Raw genomic sequence first — 25,895 nt, forward strand, 5'->3', positions numbered from 1 at the left:
TAGCACAGTTTACCAAAGATTTCACCCAACAAAAAAGCCCTGAAATTTTTCAGAGCTTTGGTTTGGCTGTTTTGGCTGATTTTAAGATAGCTTAAATGATGACTTAAAATGACGGCTTGACATGATGACTTTTTTAAATATCACTTAAAAAGACTCACCCAAAATCACACCGCCGTCATTTTTGGTAATCATCACCGTCGCTGAGCGTGGAATTTTGCCACCTGCGACCGCACCCCATGCCACATCGGGATGATCTTCACCCGGATGCTGGATATTGATAAACATCGTCTTAAGATCTGCTGTCATGGTGATGCCAGTCACTTCACAGCCCTTTGGCCCGACAAAGAATCGCTTAAGCGTATCTTCACTTGCCATCATGCCCACAGGGGTATTTTTGCCGGTGGTTGTAGTGACGATTTTGCCATCGCCGACACGATTTGGCAAGGCGGCGAGCAGCATACAGTTGGTGGTCTTGGTATAGGCACCGTCATCGGTCTGAATCCATAGCACACCGCGTGGATCAAAGTACAGACCATCAGGTGATGATAGATCGTTATCGGCAGTCAGATTGGATAAGTTTTGGGTGGTCAAGTCATTTGGCGCAGCGAACAAATACACATCCCAATTAAATCGTGTGGCGGTATGATCACCATTTTGTTCGTGCCAGCGGATGATATGCCCGTGCTGATTGCCCTTGTCATTATAGCTTCGTGGATTGGCGGCATCGGTGGCATCGACGCTGCGTTTTGAGTTATTGGTCAAGGTGACATACACTTCGCCTGTGATCGGACTCACCGACACCCATTCAGGGCGATCCATCTTGGTCGCACCGAGCGCATCAGCGGCTAGGCGGGCATGGATGACGATGTCGGCTTGGTCTTTAAAATTATAGTCCTTATGCTTGACCGTATCCATCGCCAAACGCTTCCACTCGCCTGTGCCATCGGCGTTGAACACCGCCACATACAGCGTGCCTTCGTTCATGTATTTATCGCCTGCTTTTAGGCCTTTGCCGATGTCTTTTGGCGACCACAGCGCCTTTGAGACGAATTTATAAATATACTCACCACGGGCATCATCCCCCATATAAAATACCACAGGCTTACCTGCGACAGGTGGCGCAAAGGCGCAGTTTTCGTGAGCAAAACGACCCAAGCTTGTGCGTTTGACCGCTTTAGCTTGTGGGTTGAATGGGTCAATCTCAACGATATAACCAAAGGCATTAAACGCATTGCGGTAGTCATCATGCGCTGATTTGCCACGAGCACTGATGTCCCAGCGGCTAAATTCATCTGCCACCACGCCGTCTTTGTCATCAGCAGTATGCCACAGATAGCCACCGCCTGTGCTGTTTTCTTTTAGGCCATAGCGAGCCAGTGCGATATCAGCTTGACTGCCGATGATGGCTTTGTCTTCACCACGAGCAAAGACATTCAAAAAGTTCTCTTCGGTGGTCAAATAAGTCCCCCAAGGCGACATCCCTGCGCCGCATTGGTTGTTAATCCCCCAAATGGTCTTGCCCTTTTTATCGTATTTGGTTTGTAGCTGTTCATTGCCACTTGCCACACCTGCGACATTGACCATCGTGCTACTTGTGTAGCGTTTATTAAAGCGAGAATTTTTGACCAATTCAAATTGACCATTATCCTTGCGGACTAGCTCCACCACAGAAACGCCGTGAGCGTTAGCATCGCGACGCACATCCATAGCAAGGCGTTTTTTGCGATAAATTGGTGCGGCATTGGCATCCTCCTGTGTGTACATCCCCATTGGGTGTAGGTTGTCATTGGTGTATTCGTGGTTCATGGCAAGTAGGCCACGATTGGACTGATTAGCGTCGTATTTACCATTAGTCATGCCAAAAAAGTGCATCCCGTCGTGGTTATCGCCCATGCGATACATGAATGACTCGCCCGAATGCTGGCGGTCATCACGAAAAGCATCAATACCATCAACCAGCGGTTCACCCAAGTGCAAAAATGCTTTGGCAGTATAGCCTTCGGCGACCATCATCTCATTGCCAGTATAATGCGGTACGGCTTTGAATTTTAGGCTGGTTGGACGAGCAAGATTGGTGGCAGATTTGGCAAAAGCGGTATTGCCAAGCAGTGGCAATGAGCCGAACATCGCTGCTGCCGTCAAGCCTGCACCGCCTTTGAGCACGGTGCGACGAGAGACCGCCTTGTCCAGAATATCGCTAAACGCTGGGTTGTCGCTTGGGTTAGAATCTTCAATATAATCATGCGGATGCATCATGGCTGTTATCCTTTTGTTTGATAATGGCTGTTTTTGATGGCAAAAATTGTAGCAAGCCATCATGACAGTTTTGCGATGATTTGATGACAGTTTGATGAAATTTTATACATATCAAAAATTCAAATCATGCACCAAAAGTCCCATAAAAACACCTTTCTCCCATGATTTTGCGTGCGTCATCTTACCCAACTGCAACATTTTGTAGAAAAATCTTAAAACCGCTACTTATGCCATCGATTTGCATTATAATAAGCACGGTCAATTCGACTGTATTAGGATTTTATGATGAAATTAATGAAATTATTAATCGCCACCGCCATCATCAGCACACTAACCGCTTGTTCTGTCGGTGCAGGATTTGGCATCAGCCCAACAGGCACTGTGATGGTCGGTGTCGGCGGCTAATATCACCGCCACAAATCGCCAGTTGTATGATTGGCGATTTTTTGTTGCTGATTAAGCCATTCTGATTGTGTGCATTGCGTACTACTCATTTTTATTTTATACTTGATTTTTTAAGAATAAATTATAAGGAAATCTCATGAAATTTGCCAAATTGCCACTCATCATTGCAAGTATGCTAAGTATCAGTGCTTGCCAAAGTATCAAGGCAACGCCAAACACACCAAGCCAAAGCACCGCCAAAACGCCCACAAGCACCGCCCATGAAGTAGGCGATGTCTTTAGCACGACTTTGGATAATGGCTTAAGAGTGATTATCAAAAAAGACACCAGAGCACCGATTGTCATGACGCAGATTTGGTATGATGTCGGCAGTAGTGATGAGCCCGTGGGCAAAGGGGGGATTTCGCACTTTTTGGAACATATGATGTTCAAGGATGCCAAAGGCATCAGCCATGATGATTATCAACGGCTCATCAGCCATTTTGGTGGTACGACCAACGCCTTTACCAGCAATGATTACACCGCTTATTATGAGAGCCTGCCTGCCAATCAGTTTCCGCTTGCGCTACAAATCGAAGCCAACCGCATGGCAAATCTTATCCTAAAAGATAGCGAAGTCGCCACCGAAAAAGAAGTCATCAAAGAAGAGCGTCGTCTGCGTACCGATGACAACCCTTTGGCAAAGGCTTATGAAGAATTTCTAAAAACCGCTATGCCAGATGTACCACAAGGTCGCCCGATTATCGGCAGTATGGCGGACATTGATGGCATCACGACAAGCGATTTGCAGGCGTGGTATCACAAGTGGTATGCGCCAAATAATGCCGTGCTTGTGCTGGTCGGTGATATCGAGCCTGCCGCCGCCATGCCATGGGTGCATAAATATTTTGATAAGCTCACCCCATCTGCCCTGCCACAGCGTGTCAGTCTCACTCAGCCAAGCCATCGTGGTTATACCCAAACCACGAGCCATCAATCCGTACAAGTACCAAGCTTGATTATGGGCTTTAATGTGCCAACGCTCGGTAGTGGCAAATCAGCACAAGATGCTTATGCACTGTCGCTGTTTTCGGATGTGGCAGACGGCGGGTTGTCGGCACGCTTTGAAAGCAATCTCATTCGTAAGAAAAACTTATTAAATAGCGTCGGTATCAGCTATAGCATGATTGGCAAAGGCGATGAGTTATTTGTCATCACCGCCACCCCAAAAGACGGGGTCAGCCTACAAGATGCCGAACAAGCCATCCTAGATGAAATCACGGCCATCTATCAAGGACAAATCAGCGACAGCGAGCTGGCTCGTGGGCAAGCCAATCTGCTGTCGGGGCTGATTTTTGGTAATGATAGCGTCGCCAATCAAGCCATCACGCTCGGCTCGCTCGCTAGCCAAAATCTGCCGATTGATACGCTAGACACCCTACCTGCCAAGCTTGCTACCATCAGTAAAGACGACATCAAACGAGTCGGCAAGCATTATCTGACTAAGGATAATCTGACCACCATGTATGTCCTGCCACAGACCAAATCGGACTAAGATGATAAGCGATTGAGATTGTTTAACAAAGTTTTAGAATTATGCTAATCAATTTTTGGGAAAATTATGAAATTATTAAATAAATACAATAAATTAGCACAAGCCATCGGTGCGACACTTGCCATCAGTATCATCAGTGCCACACCTGCCATCGCCAACCAAAATCACAGCACAGCGATGAGTAGTGCCATACTACAGCTTTCTGATGACAGCATCATTGATAGCATTGACCAGCTTGGCAAGCTCGATTTTCGTGTACCGACGACGCACAGATTTAGCACGGATAATGGCGTTGCTGTGGTATTTACCGAACTACATCAGCTACCCATTGTCGATGTCAGCGTGGATTTTTATGCAGGGTCGGCATTTGATAGCCAAATCCGCGCCGATGGTGATGGCATCGCCAATATGACCGCCACCATGCTTACCCAAGGCACAAGCACCCTCGATGAAGATGCCTTTATCGCCAAAAAAGAACAGCTTGGCATTGAGCTCGGTGGTGGAGTCTCAAAAGATGGCTTATCACTGTCTGTACGCAGTCTATCCAAAGCACAGACACTACATGATGCCACAACCCTATTCATTGATGCACTCACAAAGCCTGTATTTGATGATAAAATCCTTGAGCGTAACAAAAGCCGATTGATTAGTAGTGTTAAACAACAAAAACAAAATCCTGCGTATGTCGCATCGCTTGCCTACACACAAGCCCTATACGGCGGACACCCTTATGGGCATCCTGCCACAGGCGATGAAGCGAGTATCAAGGCACTGCGTCGTGATGATTTGATGGCGTTTAAAAATCAATTTCTCACCAAAGATAACGCCAAAATCACCATCACAGGCGACCTAAGCCTAGATGATGCCAAAGCGCTTGCCAATCGTATCAGTGCCGAGCTACCATCGGGCAAATCCTATCAAGGCAGTATCAGTACGCCTGCCAAGCCTGCACCACGACACATCCACATCGACCATGACAGCAGCCAAACCCAAATCATCATCGGACATCTGACCGATGCCGAGCGTACCGACATGGCGAGCCGTCAGCGATTTAGCGATTTGTCATTGGGTAATGAAATCTTGGCAGGGTCGGATTTTACTGCACGCCTGATGAAAACCATCCGCGAACAAAAAGGCTATACCTACGGCATCTATGGGGGTATTGAGCGGATGCAAGCAGCGGGTAGCTATGCTGTCCGCTTCTCCACCAATGGCGAGCAGGCGCGTGATGCTATCTTTGATACTGTTGCTATTATTCAAGATACTCTAAACAATGGTGTCACCCATGATGAGCTTGAGCTTGTCCGCTTGGGCAACAAAAACAGCTTTCCTGAAATTTTTGCAAGCAATGCTTCCATCCACAAGATGACAGGCAGTTTGGCATTTGGCAATTATCCTGCTGATCATCTTGCCACACGCCTAGATCGGCTAGATCGTGCGACCATCGCATCGGTCAATCAAGCACTCAAAGACACCATCCACCCTGATGACTTTATCATCATCACCGTGGGCAAATCCAAGCCTGATTTGAATGGGTTGTTTGAGAAATAACCACAATACCGACAATTAACCCACGGCTTGACATGATGCACATTGTCAAGCCGTATTTACTTAACTGATGAGTCAATATTTTGATAATAATGCTGTGTTATACTAAGCTTTTCATAAACACTGCACAAAATATCATTTAAGATTAGGGATGATCGCATGAACGACTTTTGTACTGTCAATATTGCACCGACTGACTTGACCATGACCGTACTGATGACACCTGATATGGCGAATTTTTCGGGCAATGTGCATGGTGGCACGATCTTAAAGCTACTTGACCAAGTGGCGTATGCGTGTGCCAGTCGATACTCGGCAAGCTATGTGGTGACTTTGTCAGTGGATCAAGTGATTTTTAAAGAGCCGATTTATGTCGGTGAGCTAGTCACTTTTTTGGCGCGTGTCAATTATGTCGGGACAACATCGATGGAAGTCGGCATCCGTGTCGAAGCTGAAAATATCCAAACTCGCACCGTGCGCCATACCAACAGTTGCTATTTTAGTATGGTCGCTGTCGACGAACAGCGAAAACCAAAAGCTGTGCCACCGCTTGAACTGCTAGATAACACCGCAAAACAGCGCTTTGAGATGGCGAAAAAGCGCAAGCAGTTACGACTAGAACTCCAAGAGCATGACTGGTAAGGTAAGTATTACCAAAATACACAAACCATCAGCGACCATACGACTGTTAGGCGTTGCCATAATTCATCCACTGTAATCTACTTTGGGTTAATAGTGCTTCGTGATAGCGTATGTGCTATCTCATCATTGTATGAAAATTGTGTTAGATACCAATCTTCTTGTCAAGGCTTGCAAGGACTCATATCATGCCAATCGCCTATTAGCAGCTTGCCTACAAGGTAAATTCACCCCTTTAGTCAGTGTGACATTGCTGGCAGAATATGAATATGTGTTGGCTCGTGAGTCGCTGTTTTATGATGACAAATTATCACTGGCAGAGCGCAACGAGCTACTGGAGGAATTATCATGAGCACCATTACCCTGCGCCTAAGTGATGACAAACACAGCCGTCTTAAATCTTTAGCCCAAGGCATCAGCGTCAATCGCCTGATGGATGAGCTTGCAAGCCTTGCTTTGGCAGAATTTGACGCCAAAACTCGCTTTGAAATTCGTGCCAAGCGTGGCGATATTAAGCGTGGTTTGGCATTGCTTGATAAGGCATTACAATAACGCTTTGGCTATCACCGCCAGCATCACAGGGCTGACTCGCCACCCGTCCTGCGTGCGTGTGATGGCATTAAAACACCTCTCACTACAAAAATACTTATGCGGATGCAATCTTAGCTCTGCGATATGGCATTATGAGACAGGCAGGGCCAAGTGATTAGCCTTGCAGATACCTTGATAACTAGGAGTATGATTGCGTTATATCCCATTGCGATCCTAAAGGGCGATGACAAAACCGCCCACGGCATCTTTTTCCCAGATGTGCTAAACCTTAGCACCGCCTGCGATGAGCTGAACGATGCACACAAAATGGCTTTAGAGTGTCTTGATGTGCATTTTAGCGGATTGGTTGAAGATGGTGAAGAAATACCGCTACCCACCAATTTTGAAGCGCATACCCAAAGCAGCCAATTTGATGGCATGATATGGGCATGGATTGATGTTGATTTATCCAAATGTGATGTAAAAAGCCATGAAATTAATGTCACTCCGCCAAACTATTTAATCATCAAGATTGATAAGAAAGTATCTGCGCATAAGTCGCTTTATAAGAGTCGCAGTAATTATTTGGCACAGTTGGCGATGGCGGATTTATCTTTATAATATCCATCAAAGAGTAATTTCAAGGTTGCCCAACCAAGAAAAAGAAATAAAAACAAAATCCCACTTCTACAGTGGGATTTTTATCGCAAACCAAAAATAGCAGATTGATTTTTATAATACATTGCATTATAATACTATGTATCCATTAAGAGCAATCACCATGTACACCATTGCAGAGACCGACCAATTTATCCGACAAGTTGCCGACATTTAGTCAGATGATGAACGCTTAGAGTTCTTTGACTATTTGGCGAACAATCCCACCAAAGGCGATGTCATCCCCAATGCCAAAGGCTTGCGCAAAATTCGTTATGCGGCAAAAGGTCATGGCAAGCGTGGTGGTGCGAGAGTGATTTATTATAATATGCTGGATGATGGCTTGATTATTGCAGTTGCCATCTACCCAAAAAACGAACGAGAAGACCTAAGTAACAGCCAAATGAAACAGTTGGTCAAACACAAGGAGTTGCTATGACACTGCCAAATTTCAATGTTGATGAAGTCATGCAAGCCATCATTGCTGATGAGCCAGACCTTGCCATGCACCAAGATAGCCTGCATAGCGCATTAAGCCAATTGAAGAACAAAGAATTTGGGCGTATCACCACACCAGCCGCCCAAATCCGCCAAAAGGCAAACCTATCCCAAAGCCAGTTTGCCCGTGCCATCGGCATTTCGGTCAATACGCTCAAATCTTGGGAGCAAGGACAAAGACAGCCTAGTGGTTCTGCGCGTGTACTGCTTGACCTACTGAGCCGACGCCCTGAGCTGATCGGTGAAATCGCCGTTAGTTAATAGCCGCAGCCAACAAACAAAAATCCCACTTCTACAGTGGGATTTTTTTATGCTCAAAACTTGACTGATATTATATACTAGTATATAATATATCCTATCAACACAATGCTGTGCTGATGAGCAGTAAGGCTTCAACCTTACCGCAAACAAGGAGTAAAACGATGAAAGCCATTCTCAAAGTGCTTGCAATCATCGCTCTGCTGTTGCTAAGCTACCCAGCTTACTAACAGTAAACGCCTAAAGGTGGTAACGACACCCAAGGCAGGTTAGGTGGAAACGCCTAGCCACTCCTTATTTATTATCATACTAAGTTTTTAAAAAAAGTCAAGGAGAAGTACATGACCACTTATAGCCAAGCACACCAAAAAGCCACCAATAATTACCGAACCAAAGCACTAGCCAATATCGCCTTGGTCATCAGCCACACTGAGCCTGATGTCTTGGTGGCACTTGAGACCATCATGGCACATCATGACACATCCAAAGCAGGAGCGATTAAGACAGCATTGGTTGAGTACGCCAAGACGCTCACCCGCTAAGCAGGCCCACTTGTCCGCTTGCCACCACTTTCCACGCCACCATGCGTATGCGTCGATAGGCTCACGCCTGCCCCTACAACATCGCCTACAGCGACCACTGTGCCAGTGACGCTCACATCACCATTGAGCGTGATGGATGGGGCATTGATCGTGACACTGCTTGCGCTGACAGTCACAGCACCACCGACAGCATTGCCGACCGCTTTATCACCACCGCCTTTGAATAGACTGGTAAAGCTATTCCACAGCTCGCTCGCTTTGGCTTTCCACCCTTCAATCTTAGCCAAAAGCCTTCCCATGCCTTGCTAAAGCCTGCAAAATATCGCCAACGCTGATATTCATGCGTTTGACACTATCGCCAAGCTGATAGTATTGCCCAATCATCTTGCCCACGCCTTTTGAGCCATTACCCATCGCCGTATCGATGCTTCGACCAAGGCGCGCATGTTCAGCTTGTAGCACATTACCCGCCTTTGATAGCGATTTGACCGTACCGCCCAGTTCGGATAATGCAGAAACCGCAGCCCCTGTGACTGCTGAGACCACTAAAGAGATTGAAAATTCCGCTGCCATTGGTTAAAATACCTTATAATGCTTTGAATTGGTTACAGGAGAATACGAGTGACGGACACTTTCATCGTCTGGTTTTTTATTTTGCTGTGCCTATCTCCCATTATCATATTGCTGACCAAACTTGTGATTGTCTTTATCTTTGTGCCCATCGGTACGATGTATAGCATCGCCAAGTATGGTGTAAACCTTGATGATAACGATGAAGAAGCCATCGATCCCAAGCTTGAAGCCGAACTCAAACACCGCTATCCCGATAGCCGTTGGTAGGCCATCATGCCGAACACCTTTGAGAAAATCTTTAACTTCTTGCTTGATGCCAGCACTGGTTCTGCTTGGCTTGCATGGACGATTTTTGTTTTATCTGTCGGGGGCTTATGGCTCTTTACCGATGCTAATTTCACGATCGCTCTGCTGTTTGGCATTCCTTTGAGCTTGATTTTAATCATCGTCTGTGTACTTGCCTTATTTGTCTGTTATTTGGTCATGATGCTACTGTCTGAGTTTTATTGCATTTTCACCAGAAAGTGATAAAAATGATCTGCCATTGGTTAAAATACTCTTAAAAGGGCTAAAACAGGACTAAGCAATGATTGATTTTCTACTATGGGTGATTGCTGCTGTTTTTATCCTTGGAGCAATAGTAGCGGTCATTTACTTACTTGCCGCCATATCGGATGTGGCTTTGGCATTATTTGAGCTGATTACAACCATCTTTGAGCCCATCATAGACAGGCTAACTACCGGCAAATCATCTTAATGCCAGTCACCTAAGCCCTAGCATATCCCGCCTTAGCTTGGCGGGATAATTGATTGAGCCATCGATCAAAGTCATCGATATCAAGCATATCAATCTCATCACTACTCCAGCCATACCACCACGCTAGGTCAGCGATGGCATCCAGTAGCTCATTGTACCAGTTGTCACTCGCCGTCTTGGTCTTTTTGTTCTGATAATTGGCGAAAAGAGCGTTGTAGTTTTTGATAATCCTGCCAGTCAAGCAAATCCAAGTCTTCCGGCACAAGACCCGTCAGACGAGCAAACAAGCCAAGCTCCTGCTCCACTTCGTTCTTTAGACTGCCGACCGCTCGCATATCACCGACACGAGCACGGCGCATCTTGATGACGCTCACGGTTTCGCCCATGCCGTTTTTGATTGGATGATCCAGTGTCACACTGATATGACTGCCAAGCTGTTCTTGGATGGTTTGGGTTGGATTGGTCATAACATACTCCTATTTGGGATAACGATAAAAAAACACTTGTGATGGTCATATTGTAAATAGATTGGCGTTTCACCGTCTTTTAAAGTGGTTTAAAAATAAAGATTGACAGTTTGGCACGACTATTGACATTTACTGGCCAAATCGCTACCATAAAGGTATCCATGACCACATAGGTCGCTTAAAAAATCGGAGTTTTTATGTTGCAGCACCTTAAGGCGTTATGGCGATGGCTTGTCACCGACCGCTTTCATGCGTTCAAAGACCGCAACAATCCTGCCAAAAGCGAAAACGGCTTTTTGATGATTGATAAAGATGGTGTTGCTCGTGTCGATTACAGCAATCCACACGCTCGCCAAAAGCTTGCCGATCAAATCGCTTTTTTTGCCACCATCAAAGTCAATCAAAAGAGCTAACTAGTGCTAGCTGTCTTAATTTATATCAATTTTTATGCAATCATGGTGATTTTATGAATAAAACATTTTGGCAGGGCTTGCTGAATGCTTTATTTATTCAAAGCAATCCGCCTGCTCCAAAAACAACACATCAAACATTGGCACACTTTGACGATGCGCTTGAACAATCCCTTGCACACGACTGGCAGGCTGTCGGTGGTGATATTCATCTTGCAAGCGTGCGTACCGCCAAAGCTCAAAGCCCAAGTTTTCAAGCATCTTTATTAGCCAAACTTTCATATCATGACCCAAAAACAGCGTAAAGGCACACGCCTACAAGCCAAACAGGATGAGCACGGCGTTCAAGCTCAGTTTGAGCATGTTGAAGAATACTCCATCTATCCACCTGCTGAGTTTTTACAACAACTGCATCAGATTGATTCAAAGTTGGTGCATCAAGTCATGGATATGGCACAAAAAGAGATGGAGCACCGTCAAGCTCTACAAAACCAACAACTGACAGAAATTCAGCGAGTAAACTCCGCCCATATACAATACGATCAAAATTCACTGGCTTTATTTCGCCGCGGTCAATGGTTTGGTTTGATTGTCGCTATTGGTTTAATGCTGGTAGCGATTGTTGCCATGTACTTAAATTTCCCTTTTGTTGCAGGCACAGCCATTACTGCAATCATTGGCATTTTAATCGTTTATGTTTTAAGACAATCTCCAAATCCCCCATCAGCACAATAAACACACTAAAAAAGACAGACCGCTTAAGTCTGTCTTTTTATTTTGCCAACTTTACGCCCCAACCACTCGGCGGAAGTTTGCCAGCGCATCTGTGCCATTGACACGATACTCGTTCTTAAAGGCATTAAAATACAGCACTTCTTTACCATCGATCAGCTGACGCACTTCATGCGCCTGAAAGGTACTGGCAAATTCAGCACGCTCTTTAGGCTTATAGCTACCCAGTGGGTTTTTGCTAAAATTACCCGTCAAAATGGTCACCAGTGGCACTTCTGCCGCCAAGCCTTGTGCGTCATGCTTTTGGATATCGGCACGCACCATGATTTGCACCGCCTTGAACGGATGATACGCCATCTTAAACGCATCTTCATAAAAGCTGTTCCAAGTGATTTCCCCTTCGAGTGCTTCTACGCCTGATGGCAGTTTAATCGTGCCGACCAGACCAAGACCCTTGTACTCATCTTGGCTGATTTCCACTTCAGGCAGCTTGATTTCTTGGGCTTGACCCAACAGATTGTTGCCGTTGATATAGACATTGGCATTATAAATCACATTAACTTGCATCAGTTCGCTCCTTTAGCCAAGTTCACGAGATATTTACGCGTCATCACGCTTGTGTTGGTGATGCGTTCAGCAGGCAGTTTTGGGGTGTAGTCATAGACGATTGGCACTTGTCCCTTACTAAAGGCATCGACCAAGTCATAGTCATAATCTAGGCTCACCGAATAGCCGACGATGGATTTGAGCGTACCAAGATAGGTGCGGATGCCTTCGATTAGGCTGTCAATCAGTGCATCATCGATCTCAAAAAAGAAGGCATCCCAGTCAAAACAAAGATGGTCACCGCCAAAAGCGGTAAACGCCACGCCATCTATTGGCTTGAGCCTGACTATATCCACAACCAAAAGGAGCAAGCGGTATGACCAAAGCACACGCCCTAGCCCATAGCCTACTTGGTAAATGGCGCATCCCTGCAAGCGAAGTCGAAGGTAAGGTGAATAACACCCATCTTGTTGATGAGATTTTACGCAAACATGGCTATCGCAAAGTGTTTGATCGTACATCCACCAGCCATAAGGGCTGGGCAATCAGCGAACGCTTTACCAAGCATAATGAGTATTTGGCATAAGGAAACACACCGCCAAATAAAAGCCCATCACTGGGCTTTTTTTTCGTCCAACAAAAGACTATAATGCAACAAATCACATCATTCAAAAACATATCATCTCATCATTCTGTGTACATAATTGTGTACATAATTTTAAAATAAAGAAAAATATCAATGATTAATACCAACAAAATCAACCATCTAACCACCATTTCAGTGATTGGGCATACCAATGTCGGCAAGACATCGCTACTGCGTACACTGCTTAGAGATAGCCAATTTGGTGAAGTCAAAAACGCATCAGCGACCACGCGCCATGTCGCCGCTGTGCAGATTTTGGCGCAAAACGGCTCGCCACTGGTTACTCTACATGACACTCCAGGGCTTGAAGATGCCACAGGCGTGATGGATTTTATCCAAGATCATACCGATGGGCGCGCTGATGGTGTGGAGCGGTTGGCAGGGTTTTTGCAGGCGGTGGATGGTGGTGATGCTCGGCTGACGGATGATTTTAGCCAAGAAGCCAAAGTCATCAAAAGCCTGCTGGATGCCGACATCGCCATCTATGTCATCGATGCGCGTGAGCCCGTATTGTCCAAATACAAAGATGAGCTTGCGATTTTGGCAAGTTCGGGCACGCCAATTTTACCGGTGTTTAATTTTATTCATCAAGGGCAGGATAATATGCCGCTTTGGCGCGAGATGCTGTCTCGCCGTGCGCTGCATATCGCTTGTAGTTTTGATACGGTGGCGTTTGATTTTGAGAATGAAATGCAGCTGTGGGACAATCTTGAAACCCTATCCAATCACGATACCAATATCCAAACGCTCAAAACTGAACGCCAAGACGCATGGCATGAGATGATGGAAACAGGCAGTCAGATGATTGGTGATTTTCTCATCAATATCGCTGCCTTTAGCCAAAAAATTGATCAAGACGACGACCCTACGCCGACACTGTCTCGGATGCAAAATGCCGTGCGACAAGGCGAGAGCATCCTACATGGACAGCTACTTGCACTGTATCGCTTTTATCATGCGAATGTCTCAAGCGATACGCTTGCCATCACAGGGGCAACCCAAGACATCTTTGATAGCGAGCTACTGAGCCACTATGGTATCCGCACCGCAGGCGGTGGCATGGCAGGTATGCTGATTGGCGCAGGGATTGATGTGGCGACGCTTGGGGCAAGTCTTGGGCTAGGTACGGCGATTGGTGGTGTGCTCGGTGGCATTTTGCCAAATAGTGGCGCAATCAAGGATAAGGCGATGGGCGTACAGACCTTAACCATCGATTATGCGACCATCACCCTGCTTGCCGCTCGTGCGCAGACCCTGCATCACCATCTGCGCCATCGTGGGCACGCCAGCCTAGATGCGATACGCACTGATGGCAATCAGCTACCGTGGCAGACGGACAAAGTGCCATTCGCTATCAAAAAAGCACGCACACATCCGCATTATTGCAGTCTGACCGAAGCTTATCATGATAAGGCGACGCTTCGAGCCGAGCTTGCCGATCAAGTGGCAGATGTGCTGATTGGGCATTTGGAAGTGTTGGCATAGGTTCTTAAGGGATGGTTGATGGATTGGGATGATATCTCAGCCACTGCCTGAGATGCATTTTGTCCAAAAGCAAAGCCAACCTCCCTTTGTAAATCAATCTCTTTTTGCGCCTTTTGTCTATCAAAGCCACAATCTCTAGCATCTATGATGTTTGTTTTTTCAATCTCACTCGCTCTTGCCATATTTCTTTGGGGATATAATATGGATCATCGAGTTCAGATTCGGTTAAGTCACTGATTCCACGCATATATAAACCATTCCAAGAGTCTTCTTCAGGAATGTAAGCAAATTTAATTTTAAACCCACCTTTTTCATCAAGCGTTACTTGACATTGAGTCCAGGGATCTTTATGAAATAGGGGGAGTTTTTGTAGATTTAATAATAAATCAATAATTTCATTGTCAATATGTTGAACAGGGTTATCCCACCCTTGGTAAAAGCTATACTTTATATTGTTTTTATCAAACCAGCGAGAACCAGCTTGAGTTTTATTTTTGTAAAGCTGAGCCGAAAAAACTATTTTTATTGCTTCAAATGGCATAATAGACCATAGTAATTCACCAATTTTTTGATAGATAATTTGATCTTCTGTTAGCATATTAATTTCCTGTTGATGTGTTTTTGATTTTATGTGTAGATTTTGGGGCTGATGTAGATTAGCACATATAGCTCGGTATTCTTGAGATTTGATAATTGAAAAAAGGATTAATTAATTCAACTTCACCAAATCCAACCGCTCACCTTCAAACAGCTCCATATCAGGGGCAAGCGTCACCATAAAGCGATCAAAGTACAGCAGCTGCTTGACAAGTAGCGCAAAATCTCTTGGGAAATGGATGCCGTGCCTTTTGCCAATCTCCACCATCTCAAGCATCATGGCGTTTAGACTGTCGTTATTGGCATTTGCTTGCGAGTTTTGGGCTTGGTTTGGGACGACCTTACCAAGCATCTTACGCAGATCTTCTGCTAGGCAATCAATATCCATCTTATCACTGCTGTGCGTCATGCCGATATTCACCATCGCTTGTGCCATCCCCCGATAGTCACTGATTTGCAGGCTCTGCACCAAGCTAAAACACGCCTGCAAACTGCTTGGCTGTATCCGCCCCATCAAGCCAAAATCCAAAAATGCAATACGCCCATCATTGAGTAGCATCAGATTGCCTGCATGCAAATCAGCATGAAATTCACCCGTCATCATCAAAGATAAGAACCAAGTATCAAGCACATCACTCATGATTTGCTTACTGTCTCGCCCCGCTGTACCATCCCAAATTAGACTGTCATCAATGAGTGATTTGCCCATCAACAGATCCATGACCAGCACTCGCTTGGTGCTAATCTCATGATGTACGGTCGGTGCGGTGACTTTGGTATTGCCGACTTGTTTTAGATGTGCCAAAAACTGCTCAATATGGCGACTTTCGGCGATAAAATCCGTCTCCGCCAGCATCCGAGTGCGTATCTCATCGACAATGGGGGCAAGATTGGCGGCTTTTAGGTTTGGCACGACTTTTTCAAGCGTCCAAAACACACTGTGCAGTACGCTTAGATCCGTATGCATTACCGTGCCGACATCGGGTTTTTGCACCTTGAGCGCCACTTGTCGTCCATCGGTCAGCACTGCCTTATGCACCTGTGCGATACTTGCCGATGCCAATGGCACAGGGTCAATGTACGAAAAAATATCGCCCAAGCCACGACCATCAGTCTCAAGCTCTTCGATCAGCACCGAGCGTATCTTGGCAAATGGTACAGGCGTCGTCTGATCCAGACAGCCCTGAAACGCCAGCACATACTCACGGGGAAAAATCGATGGCGTACTGGCGATAAATTGCCCAAGCTTGATATAAGTCACGCCCATCTGCTCAAAAGCTTCACGCAATAGATGCGCATCCATCTTGTCGCCTTTTGCGACTCTTAGGGCAGATAGGCCTGCAACGCTGGCGGTTTTTTGGATACGGCTAAGCACCTGCACGCCTTGATGCAGACCTTTTTTGGCTAGGGAAAATGGATTTTTTGGCATTATTTTCACTTAATATTTAATTCATAATAATATAACATTAGCTTGGCTAATCTCTGATGTGATGGCAAATCCGCCAAAATTCAAGGCGAACCGCACACAGGGCAGGATTCATCACGCTCAAATATTCGATGCTTGAGCGTCATACTCTGCCCCTGCCAAGTGACAAGCGTATTTGCAATGGGATTACAAGCCTTACCCAAATATGTCAAAGCCACCTGCGATGCCATCGTCCCGATGACCGCCACCGTACTAGCGAGTACACCCGATGTCGCGCAGGTCATCTCATCACCCACATCATCGCCGAACACACAGCGATAACACCCTGTATCGGGCGTATATAGCGCCAATTGCCCCACTTCACCAATCGCCGATGTCGATAATAGGGGTAGCTGCTGATGACGGCAGGTTTGATTTAATAAATCACGCACCGCAAAATTATCCGTACAATCAATCACCAAATCCGCACCATCAATCAGCTGATGTACATTATCCTGTGTCACTCGATCGGTCATCGCCGTGATATGTGTCAGTGCATTGTGCTGATGTAGTGATGATTTGGCAATGACGGCTTTGGGCTTGCCGATGTCGGTATCAAAATATAGCGATTGTCTTTGTAAATTACTCTCATCGATGACATCATCGTCAATGATGGTCAATCGCCCAATCCCTGCACGCACGAGCACCTGCGCCACAGGGCAGCCGAGTCCGCCCATGCCGACGATGATGGCATGGCTGTGCTTAAGCCGTAGCTGTGCATCAATATCCCAGCCATCGAGCAGGATTTGGCGAGCATAACGCATCATTTCTGTATCGCTTAGGCTGTCGCCCAAGCTGTTTGCTTGGTTATCCACTGCGTGCTGTATCATGTTAAGCCACCAAACGATTTGCCATCGATTGAGCGACAAAAGCCAAGCGTGATGCGGTCATTATTGCCATAATCCTTGACCGTGCGTACATCCACAAAGCCTGCCTTGGTCAGAATCTCACACACTGCCATTCCTTGATCATAGCCATGCTCAATGACCAGTAGCCCGCCTGCTCGCAGATGCCAATGTGCACCATCGGCGATGGTGATGATATCTGCTAGTCCATCTTGGTCAGCAACCAAAGCACTGACAGGCTCATGGGTCAGTGCTGCCATATGGGCGTCATCTTTGGCGATATAAGGCGGATTGCTGACGATGATGTCAAATACGCCATCGATCGCACTGTACCAATCTGAGCGTATCAGCGTGCAATTCTCCGCACCAAGCCTGTCTGCGTTTTGGCTAGCCACCGCCAAAGCCTCATCCGAATAATCCACTGCCACCACCGATGATGACGGCAATTCTAGTGCCAAAGTAATGCCAATACAGCCGCTACCTGTGCCTAGATCCAAAATGGCAGGCGATGCACTGATATCACTCTGCTTGACCATCCCAAGCACCGTCTCAATCAAAATCTCCGTATCCGCTCTGGGTATCAGCGTATGGGCATTGACCACAAACTCACGTCCCCAAAAGCCCTGCATCCCCGTCAAATACGCCAACGGCTCGCCATCCATCATCCGAGCGATACCGATGCTTAGCCGAGTCATTTCATCATCACTAGGTACATAATCACCATCGGTAATCAAAAACACCGATGGCTGATTAATCACAGTAAGCAACCAACCATCAAGCCAATGACGGGGCAAATTCTGCGACTGCCAAGTAGCAAACACCTGCCGAATGCGTGCAATCGACAGGTGTTGTAACTGATTATAAATAGTTAATTGATTCATTATAATATCGGATTAATCACCAATCTGTGGCTCATTGATATCAATGTGCTTATTGACTAGATAAATCAATAATAGCACAGGCACACCGACCAAGAAAGTAAAGCCAAAGAAAAACGCATAGCTCGTCGCATCGACAATCGCCCCCGAATAGCCACCAATCAGCTTCGGCGCAAGGGTCATCAGCGATGAGAACAGCGCATATTGTACCGCCGTAAAGCGAATCGATGTCAAGGCCGACAAAAAGGCAATGAATACCGCACTGGCAAGGCCTGCCGCCAAGTTATCAGTAATCACCGCAAAGTACATCATCGGCACGGTCGGCGTCATAAATAGCAGGATAAATAGCAAATTGGTCACACACGCCAAAATCGCCCCGACGCTCATCGCCTTCATGATGTTCATCTTTTGGGCAAGCCAACCACCAATAAAGCCGCCACCGATACTTGCGACCACACCCACCAGCTTGACCGCATTGGCGATTTGGGTCTTACTAAAGCCCAAATCTTGATAAAAGATATTTGAAATATTACCCGCAATCACATCGCTGATACGATATAGACCAATCAGCGCAAGCAGTAGCAGTGCTTTTTTGCCATAACGAGCAAAAAAATCCGCCACAGGCTCAACCCAAGTTTTCATCGCCACCGCTTGTGCGACCACGCCTGCCTTGACCAAAGCATAGCCAATCAGCGCAAACGCCACCAAGCTTGAGATAAACTGCACACAGCCGTACAAAAAGCCCGCCAGCACGCTTTCGGTCTCAGGCAATGCACTACCGATTACACGGAAAGTGGCAATAAACCCTAGCACCGACAGCACGAACACCAGCACCAAACGCAGATAATCACGGGTCTCATTGGTGATTGGCTTGATGGCGGCTTTTGGCTCACGGATAATGAGCGTCGTCGCCACACCGATGAGCATCACCGCAGCCATAATCAGATAAGTTTTTTGCCAAGCCAGATAATTATACGCCTCCATCGTCGAGCCAAAAAAGTCCGCCAAATACAACGCACCGGCACCCGAGACAATCAGCCCCACCCGATAGCCTGCCACATAGGTCGCCGACAGTGCAGGCTGCATATCGGCAGGTGCTGACTCAATACGATAAGCATCAATCACGATGTCCTGCGATGCTGACGAAAAGCCAAGCAGTACTGCCCCTGCCGCCATCACGCTCAGCATCTGTTCACTATTCTGCGGATTGGTCATCGCCATCAGTACCAATGATGCGATAATCATCACTTGGGTAAGTAGTAGCCAGCCACGACGACGACCCAGCAGGCGAGTCAAAATCGGCAATGGCAAAGCATCGACAAGCGGCGCCCAAATGAACTTAAACGAATAACCAAGCCCCGCCCAGCCAAACATCGTCACCGTCGCACGGTCAATCCCCGCTTCACGCAGCCAAAGCCCCAAGCTTGAAAACACAAGCAAAAATGGTATCCCTGCTGCAAATCCCAAAAACGCCAAAGCAAGCGCCTGCGGGTTAAAATACGCCTTAGTAAACGCTTGCCATGCGCTCAGCTGTGTCGATTGGTCAATGTTTGTACCGCTCATATCGTGCCAACTCATTATCGTGACCAAAATCAAGCTACATTTTACGCTTTTGTTTGGTCTGGTTAGTAATTCAAATTTTACATTTTACCGTATTTTTGATGGATTTGTCATAAATTTCGCAATTTATCCTACCTTTTTGCCCAAAAATTCGGTATGATTAACTATTTTTGATTCATTTATTGACAAGGGCAGTTATGGCAATTGATATCGTCATCAATCAGCGACATTTACAAATTCAGCTCAAACAACTTGAAACCGTATGGCACACGGTGGTCAATGGCTACAACTTAAGCCAAGCCGCCGAACTGCTACATACGAGCCAATCGAGCCTATCTAAGCAAATCGCCGCCCTAGAAAATCAGCTCAAAGCCGATGTCTTTACCCGTCAAGGCAAGCGACTGACTGGCCTGACACCGATTGGCAAGGCACTGCTACCACACATCGAAGCGATTTTTGCTGAGATTCGTACTATTGAGAATCTAAGCCTTGATTTTAATAATGCCCAAGCAGGTACATTGACCGTCGCCACCACACACACTCAAGCACGCTATGTACTACCTCAGATTGTCAAAGAGTTTCGTGAAAAATTTGATAAAGTCAATCTTGTGCTTCAGCAAGCCGACCCCGAGACCATCGCGCAGATGGTGATTCGTGGACAAGCCGATATCGGTATCGCCACCGAATCTTTGCTCAATAATGATGTACTGCGTTGCCATCGCTATTATGACTGGTCGCACGTGGTCATCGTCCCAAAAGACCATGAATTGGCTGTTTTTGCAGGTCAAGTCGATGGCATTGATTTGCCGACATTGGCAAGCTATCCGATTGTGACTTATCATGGGGGCTTTACTGGTCGTGGTGCGATTGATAAAAGCTTTGAGAGTGCAGGCTTTGCGCCTGATATCGTGCTTGCCGCCCTTGACTCGGATGTGATTAGCACCTATGTATCAGCAGGCTTAGGCATCGGTATCATCGCTGAAATGGCGTATCAGCCGAAGCATTATCCGGATTTGGTTGCCATTCCGGTGACTTATTTTGGACGCTTTACCAGCTGGATTGCCGTGCGCGATGACAGCGAAATTCGCAAATTTGGTCATGAATTTATCAAGCTGTGCCAAGCACAGTTTGAAATTTGATGCTTGATAATTGAAATTTGATAATGGAAATTTAATAATTATTGATACACTTTCATAGCATTGATATGAAATAGTATTGATATAAATTGATAAGTTTAATTAATTTAATAAATTATCTTATAAAAAATTCCCTTGATGCTACTCAAGGGAATTTTTATTGCAGGGCTTATAGCTTATGCCAAGAACACATACGCCCAGATGGTAACGATGGCAATGGCAACGAGATTCAGCCACCAACCAACCTTCATCATATCACGCTGTTTGACATGACCTGTACCCATGACGATGGCGTTTGGCGGTGTTGCCACAGGCATCATAAAGGCACACGATGCACCGATACCGATAACCATAATCAGCACTTCAGGTGGCAAGCCAAGCTGTACGCCAATCGGCGCAAACAGCGGCACAAGTAGCGCAGCTGATGCTGTATTACTGGTGAACTCGGTCAAGAAGATGATAAACGCCGCAATCACAAAAATCACCAATAGTGGCGATGCACCTGCCAATGCCACCGAGATACTCTCGCCAAGCACCGCTGATGCGCCTGTATTTTTCATGATATCAGACAAGGCGATACCACCACCAAATAGCATCAACACGCCCCAGTCGGTGTTGTCAGAGACTTGTTTCCAGCTCACCAGACCGCACAGTAGTACCGCCACCGCAGCAAATAGTGCAATCACCGTATCAGGCTGTTTGAAGCCGAACGCTTCGCCCAATTGCTTACCAAAAATCCAGCTCAATGCGGTAATGGCAAAAATCACCAAAGTCAGCACTCGTGGCAACGTCCATTCGATTTTTTCTTGGCTTTGCATTTGGATTTTTTGGTTTAGCTTTGGACGCAATACCAAATACATCGTACCTAGCAAAAATGGCATCAGAATCAGCATCATTGGCAGACCAAAGCCCGTCCACTCACTAAAGCCAATGCCTAGTTCTTTGGCAGCGATAGCGTTCGGCGGTGAACCTACCAAAGTACCCAAGCCACCGATCGATGCTGAATAAGCGATACCCAATAGCACGAATACAAAGGTATTGCGGTCTTTGGCCTCATCCACCGAAGATAGGATACCAATGGCAAGCGGCAGCATCATTGCAGCAGTTGCCGTGTTACTAATCCACATCGATAAGCCTGCGGTCACCGCAAACATCATCAATACCGCACCGCCCAGATGACCACCGGCAAGGCTAATCAAGCCAAAGGCGATTTTACGGTCAAGCTTTTGGACGTGCAAAGTCGCCGCCAGTGCAAAACCACCAAAGAAAACAAAGATAATCGGGTCAGCAAAGCTGGTCAGTGCTTTTTTGGTGTCAAATTCAGGAATGCCAATAAAGATGGCAAGCATCGGTACAAGTATCGCAGTTGCCGTGACATGAATCGCTTCGGTCAGCCATAGGATGCCGATAAAGCTTGCCAGTGCCAAGCCTTTGTTGGCAAGTGGCTCAAACGGTAAAATTGTCGATAAAAAATAAGCAAAAATCGCTGCAACTGCCGTAATCACAATGCCTTTGATCGCATCGCTACGCACCTTACCCGATGGCGGCGTGCTGTTATCATCATGCTGAAAGTCGGTTCTGAGTGTGAAGTCCGACTCTTGGTGAGTATTTTGTGTCATAGTTCATCCTTAATACAAACAAATCATTTGCGCAGCATCAACACCTGTCAATCGCCGTCAAATGAAAACGGATCACGACGGATCGTATTAATGTGAAAAAACTCATGGCAGTACCCCACCATGAGCAATTCACACAATCATCCAATCGTTCATCTGCTATGATAACAAAATAGTAAGAATTTGCAACAGTTTTGTAAGCTTAAAGCAATCAGCCTGCCAAATGAAGAGTAAAAGCAACTCAGCCCCTAGATCACTTAACAAATCATCAAAAATTCGCTACAATACCAAGCATATTTTTATAGGATAGTCCCCATGAGCCAAACTGCACCAGATAATTTTAAAGATGCTTATCTTATTCTAAAGAAAAATGCCGATTACCTAGAACATGCCGATGAGCTTGACATTGATAATCTAGTCACCGTCGTCGAAGAGTCGCTGAGTGCTTATAAAATCTGCCAAGCACGCATTGATGCAGTTGAAAGCGCACTTAAATCCGCTTTTGAAAATGCTCAAGACACTGATGAATCAAGCAACGACTGAGACTGATCAAATCAAAAAACCGCAATGACTTATTCATTGCGGTTTTCATTTGGATTCAATTAAGCATCATACGGGTCACGCAGGACGATGGTCTCAGCACGGTCAGGGCCAGTTGAGATGATGTCCACAGGGCAGCCGACCAGCTCTTCGATACGCTTGATATAGATTTGCGCATTGGTTGGCAAATCTTCAAACTTAGTGATACCGATGGTTGATTCGCTCCAACCTGCCAAAGTTTCAAACTTTGGCGTGACTTTTTCGTAGTATTCAGCGTCATACGCACCAGCGATTTCACTGGTTGGCACTTCGTACTCTGTGCAGATGCGGATTTCTTCTAAGCCATCCAATACATCAAGCTTGGTTAGGCAGATGCCCGACATTGAGTTTAGCACCACAGCACGGCGTAGGCTCACTGCGTCAAACCAGCCACAGCGACGAGCACGGCCTGTGGTTGCGCCAAATTCATGACCGACTTTAGCAAGGTGTGCACCCACTTCATCAAACAGCTCAGTTGGGAATGGGCCAGAGCCGACACGCGTGGTATAGGCTTTGGTGATGCCTAGCACATAATCTAGGTACAATGGGCCAAGACCTGTACCAGTTGAGACACCGCCTGCTGTCGTGTTTGAGCTCGTGACAAACGGATAAGTACCGTGATCGATGTCAAGTAGCGTACCTTGTGCGCCTTCGAACATCAAGTTTTCGCCATTTTGACGGCGAGTCTCTAGCGCATCAGTGACATCGACGACTAAATCTTTGATTTCTGCCGCCCATGCCTTGCACAGTGCCAAAGTCGCATCAAAGTCAATGGCATCAACCTTGTAATACTGGGTCAATGCAAAGTTATGGTATTCAAGCAAGCCTTCAAGCTTTTGTGGCAAATCGTCACGGAACAAATCAGCAACTTTTAGACCACGACGAGCCACTTTGTCTTCGTACGCAGGGCCGATACCACGACCTGTCGTACCGATTTTGGCATTGCCACGCTTGATTTCACGAGCTTGATCAAGCGCCACATGATAAGGCATAATCAGCGGACAGGCAGGCGAGATACGCAGACGCTCACGCACCGGTACGCCTTTTTCGATTAGGCCGTTCATTTCTTTGAGCAGTGCATCAGGGGCAAGCACCACACCATTGCCGATAAAGCAGGTCACGCCTTCACGCAAGATACCTGATGGAATCAGATGCAGAACGGTTTTTTCACCGCCAACCACCAGCGTATGACCTGCGTTATGACCGCCTTGAAAGCGTGCGACCGCCGTTGCTTTTTCGGTGAGTAGGTCAACGATTTTGCCTTTGCCTTCGTCGCCCCACTGGCTACCTAGCACAACAACATTCTTACCCATGATAAATCCTTAAGTTGATAAACACAAAATTAAAATAAACTGATTTATATCAAAATCAATATGGCTAAATAAGGTCAAATCTGATTCATTCAAACCAATTATTAAGACCGACTAAAAGTCATCACCGACCAACTGCACCGCCCAGACGCCCTGCTCACCATCAAAATGCAGTACGCCATCGATGGTCTGCGGCTTATCATCGGCTGACAGTGGCTTGATGACGATACAGCCTTCGGTTTGTAAGGTTTTGATTTGTTCGGATAAATCGGCTTTTTGTTCAGCGGTGGCACTTTGCAAATCTGCATAATCCACCCAAATCACGGTATCTTCTTGTAGCTCAACAAACTCAAGCAAACGGTTAATATCCATACTAAAGCCCGTCGCCGCCCGAGCCTTGCCATCAACCGACAAGCCTTCAAAGCGACCGCCACGCACCAGTGCTTGAGTCTGGGCAGTTTGGCTGTGCGCCAAATAAGCATTGAACACAATCCCTGTATGATAGTGATAGCCTGACAACTCCGTGATATCTAGGCTGACACCCATGCCAAGCGTGCGAATGTGCGCAATCAAGGCGACAATCTCATCGGTCGCTTGGCAGATAATCGTATCTGTGCGTGCTTTGGCAGACAGCTTGGATAATAGATTATCCGCATTTGGCACGCCATCTTGGGCCAGCGTGTGCTTACCGAGCACCAAAAAGTCATTCGCCCCATCGACATCGCCCAAAGTATCGCCAAGCGTTTGGCAAAATGCTTGTAGCTCAGGCAAGGCTTTTTTGTGATAAATCGCCATCAGTGTATCGACATCGGTGGCTGACACTTGGTGCAAAGCACACAGACGCTCAAAAATCGCCACATGACCGACATCCATATGCAGGCTATCACGAGCAAGCCCAATTTCATCCATCAGCGCTGCTAACAAATCAATCAATGAAATCTCAGCATCAATACTCTTGACACCAAAAATCTCCGCACCCATCTGTAGTGGTGTACGCAGACCAAATAGACCGGTTGGCAAAGTTTTGACCACTTGACCGACATAGCAATAACGGCTAACGCCCTGCCCGTATTTGCTATCAATGCGCAAAATCTGTGGCGTGATGTCCGCACGCAGACCCATCAAGCGACCGTTTAGCTGGTCGATGAATTTAAAAGTTTGGCGTTTTAGGTCTTCATCAGCATGACCAAGCAGGCTTTCGGTGTATTCAATCAAAGGTGGCGACACCAAGCGATAGCCATGCGCCGTCAAGACGAACAGCAGTGCATCACGCAGGCTTTCTTGTTTTTGGGCATCGGTAAATAGCACATCCGCCACCCCATCAGGCAACAGCCAGTTTTGTTGTAGCTTTTTTGCGATCGTGTGATCGGTTGGATTGGTATTGGTGCTAGAATGTGGCACAAAAAACCCCTGTTAGGCATACAA

At 46.4% G+C, this 25,895-nt stretch carries 35 protein-coding genes; 20 read left to right on the plus strand and 15 right to left on the minus strand.

From position 1 onward, the window contains the following. Positions 1-144: 144 nt before the first annotated feature. Positions 145-2,256: a PhoX family phosphatase gene (locus tag Q0N89_RS01580; RefSeq protein ID WP_294033066.1), complete on the minus strand. Its 2,112-nt coding sequence runs from the start codon at positions 2,254-2,256 to the stop codon at positions 145-147. Positions 2,257-2,797: 541 nt separating this feature from the next. Here Q0N89_RS01580 and Q0N89_RS01585 point away from each other — a divergent pair. The 10 genes from Q0N89_RS01585 to Q0N89_RS01630 all read left to right on the plus strand — a co-directional run bounded on the left by Q0N89_RS01585 (position 2,798) and on the right by Q0N89_RS01630 (position 8,868). Beyond that, positions 2,798-4,195 (plus strand): pitrilysin family protein, encoded by a 1,398-nt coding sequence (locus tag Q0N89_RS01585; RefSeq protein ID WP_294033067.1) that lies wholly within the window; start codon positions 2,798-2,800, stop codon positions 4,193-4,195. A 66-nt stretch (positions 4,196-4,261) separates the two neighbouring features. After that, positions 4,262-5,746, plus strand: coding sequence for a pitrilysin family protein (locus Q0N89_RS01590; protein ID WP_294033068.1), 1,485 nt, complete (start codon positions 4,262-4,264; stop codon positions 5,744-5,746). A gap of 156 nt (positions 5,747-5,902) precedes the next feature. Further along, positions 5,903-6,385, plus strand: a complete 483-nt coding sequence (locus tag Q0N89_RS01595) for an acyl-CoA thioesterase (RefSeq protein ID WP_294033069.1) — start codon at positions 5,903-5,905, stop codon at positions 6,383-6,385. A gap of 130 nt (positions 6,386-6,515) precedes the next feature. Continuing rightward, a complete protein-coding gene (locus tag Q0N89_RS01600) occupies positions 6,516-6,734 on the plus strand; it encodes a putative toxin-antitoxin system toxin component, PIN family (protein ID WP_294033070.1) in 219 nt (72 codons plus the stop codon). Further along, entirely contained in the window at positions 6,731-6,934 is a 204-nt protein-coding gene (locus Q0N89_RS01605) for a hypothetical protein (RefSeq protein ID WP_294033071.1), read from the plus strand. Before Q0N89_RS01600 ends, Q0N89_RS01605 begins: the two co-directional genes overlap by 4 nt. A gap of 4 nt (positions 6,935-6,938) precedes the next feature. Then, positions 6,939-7,088 (plus strand): hypothetical protein, encoded by a 150-nt coding sequence (locus Q0N89_RS01610; RefSeq protein WP_294033072.1) that lies wholly within the window; start codon positions 6,939-6,941, stop codon positions 7,086-7,088. Positions 7,089-7,120: 32 nt separating this feature from the next. After that, positions 7,121-7,534, plus strand: a complete 414-nt coding sequence (locus tag Q0N89_RS01615) for a type II toxin-antitoxin system HicB family antitoxin (protein ID WP_294033073.1) — start codon at positions 7,121-7,123, stop codon at positions 7,532-7,534. A gap of 247 nt (positions 7,535-7,781) precedes the next feature. Beyond that, a complete protein-coding gene (locus tag Q0N89_RS01620; RefSeq protein WP_294033074.1) occupies positions 7,782-8,009 on the plus strand; it encodes a DNA-binding protein in 228 nt (75 codons plus the stop codon). Further along, positions 8,006-8,329, plus strand: a complete 324-nt coding sequence (locus tag Q0N89_RS01625) for a helix-turn-helix domain-containing protein (protein WP_294033075.1) — start codon at positions 8,006-8,008, stop codon at positions 8,327-8,329. The genes Q0N89_RS01620 and Q0N89_RS01625 overlap by 4 nt, the downstream gene beginning before the upstream one ends. A gap of 338 nt (positions 8,330-8,667) precedes the next feature. Continuing rightward, the gene (locus Q0N89_RS01630) at positions 8,668-8,868 is read left to right on the plus strand and encodes a hypothetical protein (protein ID WP_294033076.1); all 201 of its coding nucleotides are present in this window, start codon (positions 8,668-8,670) and stop codon (positions 8,866-8,868) included. Here Q0N89_RS01630 and Q0N89_RS01635 read toward each other — a convergent pair. Together Q0N89_RS01635 and Q0N89_RS01640 are read right to left on the minus strand one after the other, a co-directional pair. Next, positions 8,865-9,155, minus strand: coding sequence for a hypothetical protein (locus Q0N89_RS01635; protein ID WP_294033077.1), 291 nt, complete (start codon positions 9,153-9,155; stop codon positions 8,865-8,867). The two genes, Q0N89_RS01630 and Q0N89_RS01635, sit on opposite strands and share 4 nt — an antisense overlap. Continuing rightward, the gene (locus Q0N89_RS01640; protein ID WP_294033078.1) at positions 9,148-9,441 is read right to left on the minus strand and encodes a hypothetical protein; all 294 of its coding nucleotides are present in this window, start codon (positions 9,439-9,441) and stop codon (positions 9,148-9,150) included. Before Q0N89_RS01640 ends, Q0N89_RS01635 begins: the two co-directional genes overlap by 8 nt. Positions 9,442-9,489: 48 nt before the next feature. On the opposite strand from Q0N89_RS01640, the gene Q0N89_RS01645 reads away from it, so the two are divergent. From Q0N89_RS01645 to Q0N89_RS01655, 3 genes are read left to right on the plus strand one after another with little or no spacing between them, the layout of a single operon-like run. Next, entirely contained in the window at positions 9,490-9,708 is a 219-nt protein-coding gene (locus Q0N89_RS01645; protein WP_294033079.1) for a hypothetical protein, read from the plus strand. Positions 9,709-9,714: 6 nt separating this feature from the next. Continuing rightward, on the plus strand, positions 9,715-9,969 hold the full coding sequence (locus tag Q0N89_RS01650) for a hypothetical protein (protein ID WP_294033080.1): 255 nt from the start codon (positions 9,715-9,717) through the stop codon (positions 9,967-9,969). A gap of 58 nt (positions 9,970-10,027) precedes the next feature. After that, positions 10,028-10,198: a hypothetical protein gene (locus Q0N89_RS01655; RefSeq protein ID WP_294033081.1), complete on the plus strand. Its 171-nt coding sequence runs from the start codon at positions 10,028-10,030 to the stop codon at positions 10,196-10,198. A 10-nt stretch (positions 10,199-10,208) separates the two neighbouring features. On the opposite strand, the gene Q0N89_RS01660 is transcribed toward Q0N89_RS01655, so the two are convergent. Then, entirely contained in the window at positions 10,209-10,439 is a 231-nt protein-coding gene (locus tag Q0N89_RS01660; protein ID WP_294033082.1) for a GpE family phage tail protein, read from the minus strand. After that, on the minus strand, positions 10,363-10,665 hold the full coding sequence (locus Q0N89_RS01665) for a phage tail assembly protein (protein WP_294033083.1): 303 nt from the start codon (positions 10,663-10,665) through the stop codon (positions 10,363-10,365). The genes Q0N89_RS01660 and Q0N89_RS01665 overlap by 77 nt, the downstream gene beginning before the upstream one ends. 197 nt (positions 10,666-10,862) lie before the next feature. Here Q0N89_RS01665 and Q0N89_RS01670 point away from each other — a divergent pair, with 197 nt between their 5' ends. The 3 genes from Q0N89_RS01670 to Q0N89_RS01680 are packed head-to-tail and all read left to right on the plus strand — an operon-like array spanning position 10,863 to position 11,810. Further along, positions 10,863-11,078: a hypothetical protein gene (locus tag Q0N89_RS01670; RefSeq protein ID WP_277809461.1), complete on the plus strand. Its 216-nt coding sequence runs from the start codon at positions 10,863-10,865 to the stop codon at positions 11,076-11,078. Positions 11,079-11,131: 53 nt separating this feature from the next. Beyond that, entirely contained in the window at positions 11,132-11,380 is a 249-nt protein-coding gene (locus tag Q0N89_RS01675) for a hypothetical protein (protein WP_294033084.1), read from the plus strand. Beyond that, on the plus strand, positions 11,361-11,810 hold the full coding sequence (locus Q0N89_RS01680; protein ID WP_294033085.1) for a DUF2335 domain-containing protein: 450 nt from the start codon (positions 11,361-11,363) through the stop codon (positions 11,808-11,810). Before Q0N89_RS01675 ends, Q0N89_RS01680 begins: the two co-directional genes overlap by 20 nt. A 51-nt stretch (positions 11,811-11,861) precedes the next feature. On the opposite strand, the gene Q0N89_RS01685 is transcribed toward Q0N89_RS01680, so the two are convergent. Next, entirely contained in the window at positions 11,862-12,374 is a 513-nt protein-coding gene (locus tag Q0N89_RS01685; protein WP_294033086.1) for a phage major tail tube protein, read from the minus strand. Beyond that, positions 12,374-12,676 (minus strand): hypothetical protein, encoded by a 303-nt coding sequence (locus tag Q0N89_RS01690; protein ID WP_294033087.1) that lies wholly within the window; start codon positions 12,674-12,676, stop codon positions 12,374-12,376. Before Q0N89_RS01690 ends, Q0N89_RS01685 begins: the two co-directional genes overlap by 1 nt. Before the next feature lie 53 nt (positions 12,677-12,729). Between Q0N89_RS01690 and Q0N89_RS01695 the strand changes: the two genes are divergently transcribed. Continuing rightward, positions 12,730-12,939: a hypothetical protein gene (locus Q0N89_RS01695; protein WP_294033088.1), complete on the plus strand. Its 210-nt coding sequence runs from the start codon at positions 12,730-12,732 to the stop codon at positions 12,937-12,939. A 153-nt stretch (positions 12,940-13,092) separates the two neighbouring features. Continuing rightward, complete coding sequence (locus tag Q0N89_RS01700) at positions 13,093-14,484, plus strand: DUF3482 domain-containing protein (RefSeq protein WP_294033089.1); 1,392 nt, start codon at positions 13,093-13,095, stop codon at positions 14,482-14,484. 142 nt (positions 14,485-14,626) lie between these two features. Here Q0N89_RS01700 and Q0N89_RS01705 read toward each other — a convergent pair whose 3' ends face one another. The 5 genes from Q0N89_RS01705 to Q0N89_RS01725 all read right to left on the minus strand — a co-directional run bounded on the left by Q0N89_RS01705 (position 14,627) and on the right by Q0N89_RS01725 (position 19,832). Then, on the minus strand, positions 14,627-15,082 hold the full coding sequence (locus Q0N89_RS01705) for a hypothetical protein (protein ID WP_294033090.1): 456 nt from the start codon (positions 15,080-15,082) through the stop codon (positions 14,627-14,629). Positions 15,083-15,193: 111 nt separating this feature from the next. After that, positions 15,194-16,510, minus strand: a complete 1,317-nt coding sequence (locus tag Q0N89_RS01710; protein WP_294033091.1) for an AarF/ABC1/UbiB kinase family protein — start codon at positions 16,508-16,510, stop codon at positions 15,194-15,196. Positions 16,511-16,590: 80 nt separating this feature from the next. Next, the gene (locus Q0N89_RS01715) at positions 16,591-17,376 is read right to left on the minus strand and encodes a HesA/MoeB/ThiF family protein (RefSeq protein WP_294033092.1); all 786 of its coding nucleotides are present in this window, start codon (positions 17,374-17,376) and stop codon (positions 16,591-16,593) included. Then, positions 17,373-18,272 carry a peptide chain release factor N(5)-glutamine methyltransferase gene (gene prmC, locus Q0N89_RS01720; protein ID WP_294033093.1) on the minus strand — a complete coding sequence of 300 codons (900 nt, stop codon included), beginning with the start codon at positions 18,270-18,272 and terminating at the stop codon, positions 17,373-17,375. Before prmC ends, Q0N89_RS01715 begins: the two co-directional genes overlap by 4 nt. A 12-nt stretch (positions 18,273-18,284) precedes the next feature. Beyond that, positions 18,285-19,832, minus strand: a complete 1,548-nt coding sequence (locus tag Q0N89_RS01725; protein ID WP_294033094.1) for an MFS transporter — start codon at positions 19,830-19,832, stop codon at positions 18,285-18,287. Between the two features lie 194 nt (positions 19,833-20,026). Between Q0N89_RS01725 and Q0N89_RS01730 the strand changes: the two genes are divergently transcribed. Beyond that, complete coding sequence (locus Q0N89_RS01730) at positions 20,027-20,968, plus strand: LysR substrate-binding domain-containing protein (protein ID WP_078253841.1); 942 nt, start codon at positions 20,027-20,029, stop codon at positions 20,966-20,968. Between the two features lie 173 nt (positions 20,969-21,141). Here the strand turns inward: Q0N89_RS01730 and Q0N89_RS01735 are convergent, their stop codons facing one another. Beyond that, complete coding sequence (locus Q0N89_RS01735; RefSeq protein WP_294033095.1) at positions 21,142-22,584, minus strand: DASS family sodium-coupled anion symporter; 1,443 nt, start codon at positions 22,582-22,584, stop codon at positions 21,142-21,144. Between the two features lie 312 nt (positions 22,585-22,896). On the opposite strand from Q0N89_RS01735, the gene xseB reads away from it, so the two are divergent. Continuing rightward, a complete protein-coding gene (gene xseB, locus Q0N89_RS01740; RefSeq protein WP_294033096.1) occupies positions 22,897-23,124 on the plus strand; it encodes an exodeoxyribonuclease VII small subunit in 228 nt (75 codons plus the stop codon). A gap of 59 nt (positions 23,125-23,183) precedes the next feature. Here the strand turns inward: xseB and Q0N89_RS01745 are convergent, their stop codons facing one another. Then, a complete protein-coding gene (locus Q0N89_RS01745; protein ID WP_294033097.1) occupies positions 23,184-24,473 on the minus strand; it encodes an adenylosuccinate synthase in 1,290 nt (429 codons plus the stop codon). Positions 24,474-24,584: 111 nt separating this feature from the next. Then, positions 24,585-25,871 (minus strand): ATP phosphoribosyltransferase regulatory subunit, encoded by a 1,287-nt coding sequence (locus Q0N89_RS01750; protein WP_294033098.1) that lies wholly within the window; start codon positions 25,869-25,871, stop codon positions 24,585-24,587. Positions 25,872-25,895: the final 24 nt, after the last annotated feature.

It is taken from the genome of uncultured Moraxella sp. (genome assembly GCF_945873075.1).
In the GTDB taxonomy this organism is placed as follows: domain Bacteria; phylum Pseudomonadota; class Gammaproteobacteria; order Pseudomonadales; family Moraxellaceae; genus Moraxella.

What these genes read in the sequence shown, in the direction of transcription:
- Q0N89_RS01580 (WP_294033066.1), bottom strand. Translation starts at nt 2,256, where the DNA reads ATGATGCATCCGCATGATTATATTGAAGATTCTAACCCAAGCGACAAC.
- Q0N89_RS01585 (WP_294033067.1), top strand. Translation starts at nt 2,798, where the DNA reads ATGAAATTTGCCAAATTGCCACTCATCATTGCAAGTATGCTAAGTATC.
- Q0N89_RS01590 (WP_294033068.1), top strand. Translation starts at nt 4,262, where the DNA reads ATGAAATTATTAAATAAATACAATAAATTAGCACAAGCCATCGGTGCG.
- Q0N89_RS01595 (WP_294033069.1), top strand. Translation starts at nt 5,903, where the DNA reads ATGAACGACTTTTGTACTGTCAATATTGCACCGACTGACTTGACCATG.
- Q0N89_RS01600 (WP_294033070.1), top strand. Translation starts at nt 6,516, where the DNA reads ATGAAAATTGTGTTAGATACCAATCTTCTTGTCAAGGCTTGCAAGGAC.
- Q0N89_RS01605 (WP_294033071.1), top strand. Translation starts at nt 6,731, where the DNA reads ATGAGCACCATTACCCTGCGCCTAAGTGATGACAAACACAGCCGTCTT.
- Q0N89_RS01615 (WP_294033073.1), top strand. Translation starts at nt 7,121, where the DNA reads ATGATTGCGTTATATCCCATTGCGATCCTAAAGGGCGATGACAAAACC.
- Q0N89_RS01625 (WP_294033075.1), top strand. Translation starts at nt 8,006, where the DNA reads ATGACACTGCCAAATTTCAATGTTGATGAAGTCATGCAAGCCATCATT.
- Q0N89_RS01630 (WP_294033076.1), top strand. Translation starts at nt 8,668, where the DNA reads ATGACCACTTATAGCCAAGCACACCAAAAAGCCACCAATAATTACCGA.
- Q0N89_RS01640 (WP_294033078.1), bottom strand. Translation starts at nt 9,441, where the DNA reads ATGGCAGCGGAATTTTCAATCTCTTTAGTGGTCTCAGCAGTCACAGGG.
- Q0N89_RS01650 (WP_294033080.1), top strand. Translation starts at nt 9,715, where the DNA reads ATGCCGAACACCTTTGAGAAAATCTTTAACTTCTTGCTTGATGCCAGC.
- Q0N89_RS01655 (WP_294033081.1), top strand. Translation starts at nt 10,028, where the DNA reads ATGATTGATTTTCTACTATGGGTGATTGCTGCTGTTTTTATCCTTGGA.
- Q0N89_RS01665 (WP_294033083.1), bottom strand. Translation starts at nt 10,665, where the DNA reads ATGACCAATCCAACCCAAACCATCCAAGAACAGCTTGGCAGTCATATC.
- Q0N89_RS01670 (WP_277809461.1), top strand. Translation starts at nt 10,863, where the DNA reads ATGTTGCAGCACCTTAAGGCGTTATGGCGATGGCTTGTCACCGACCGC.
- Q0N89_RS01675 (WP_294033084.1), top strand. Translation starts at nt 11,132, where the DNA reads ATGAATAAAACATTTTGGCAGGGCTTGCTGAATGCTTTATTTATTCAA.
- Q0N89_RS01680 (WP_294033085.1), top strand. Translation starts at nt 11,361, where the DNA reads ATGACCCAAAAACAGCGTAAAGGCACACGCCTACAAGCCAAACAGGAT.
- Q0N89_RS01685 (WP_294033086.1), bottom strand. Translation starts at nt 12,374, where the DNA reads ATGCAAGTTAATGTGATTTATAATGCCAATGTCTATATCAACGGCAAC.
- Q0N89_RS01695 (WP_294033088.1), top strand. Translation starts at nt 12,730, where the DNA reads ATGACCAAAGCACACGCCCTAGCCCATAGCCTACTTGGTAAATGGCGC.
- Q0N89_RS01700 (WP_294033089.1), top strand. Translation starts at nt 13,093, where the DNA reads ATGATTAATACCAACAAAATCAACCATCTAACCACCATTTCAGTGATT.
- Q0N89_RS01705 (WP_294033090.1), bottom strand. Translation starts at nt 15,082, where the DNA reads ATGCTAACAGAAGATCAAATTATCTATCAAAAAATTGGTGAATTACTA.
- Q0N89_RS01710 (WP_294033091.1), bottom strand. Translation starts at nt 16,510, where the DNA reads ATGCCAAAAAATCCATTTTCCCTAGCCAAAAAAGGTCTGCATCAAGGC.
- Q0N89_RS01715 (WP_294033092.1), bottom strand. Translation starts at nt 17,376, where the DNA reads ATGATACAGCACGCAGTGGATAACCAAGCAAACAGCTTGGGCGACAGC.
- prmC (WP_294033093.1), bottom strand. Translation starts at nt 18,272, where the DNA reads ATGAATCAATTAACTATTTATAATCAGTTACAACACCTGTCGATTGCA.
- Q0N89_RS01725 (WP_294033094.1), bottom strand. Translation starts at nt 19,832, where the DNA reads ATGAGCGGTACAAACATTGACCAATCGACACAGCTGAGCGCATGGCAA.
- Q0N89_RS01730 (WP_078253841.1), top strand. Translation starts at nt 20,027, where the DNA reads ATGGCAATTGATATCGTCATCAATCAGCGACATTTACAAATTCAGCTC.
- Q0N89_RS01735 (WP_294033095.1), bottom strand. Translation starts at nt 22,584, where the DNA reads ATGACACAAAATACTCACCAAGAGTCGGACTTCACACTCAGAACCGAC.
- xseB (WP_294033096.1), top strand. Translation starts at nt 22,897, where the DNA reads ATGAGCCAAACTGCACCAGATAATTTTAAAGATGCTTATCTTATTCTA.
- Q0N89_RS01745 (WP_294033097.1), bottom strand. Translation starts at nt 24,473, where the DNA reads ATGGGTAAGAATGTTGTTGTGCTAGGTAGCCAGTGGGGCGACGAAGGC.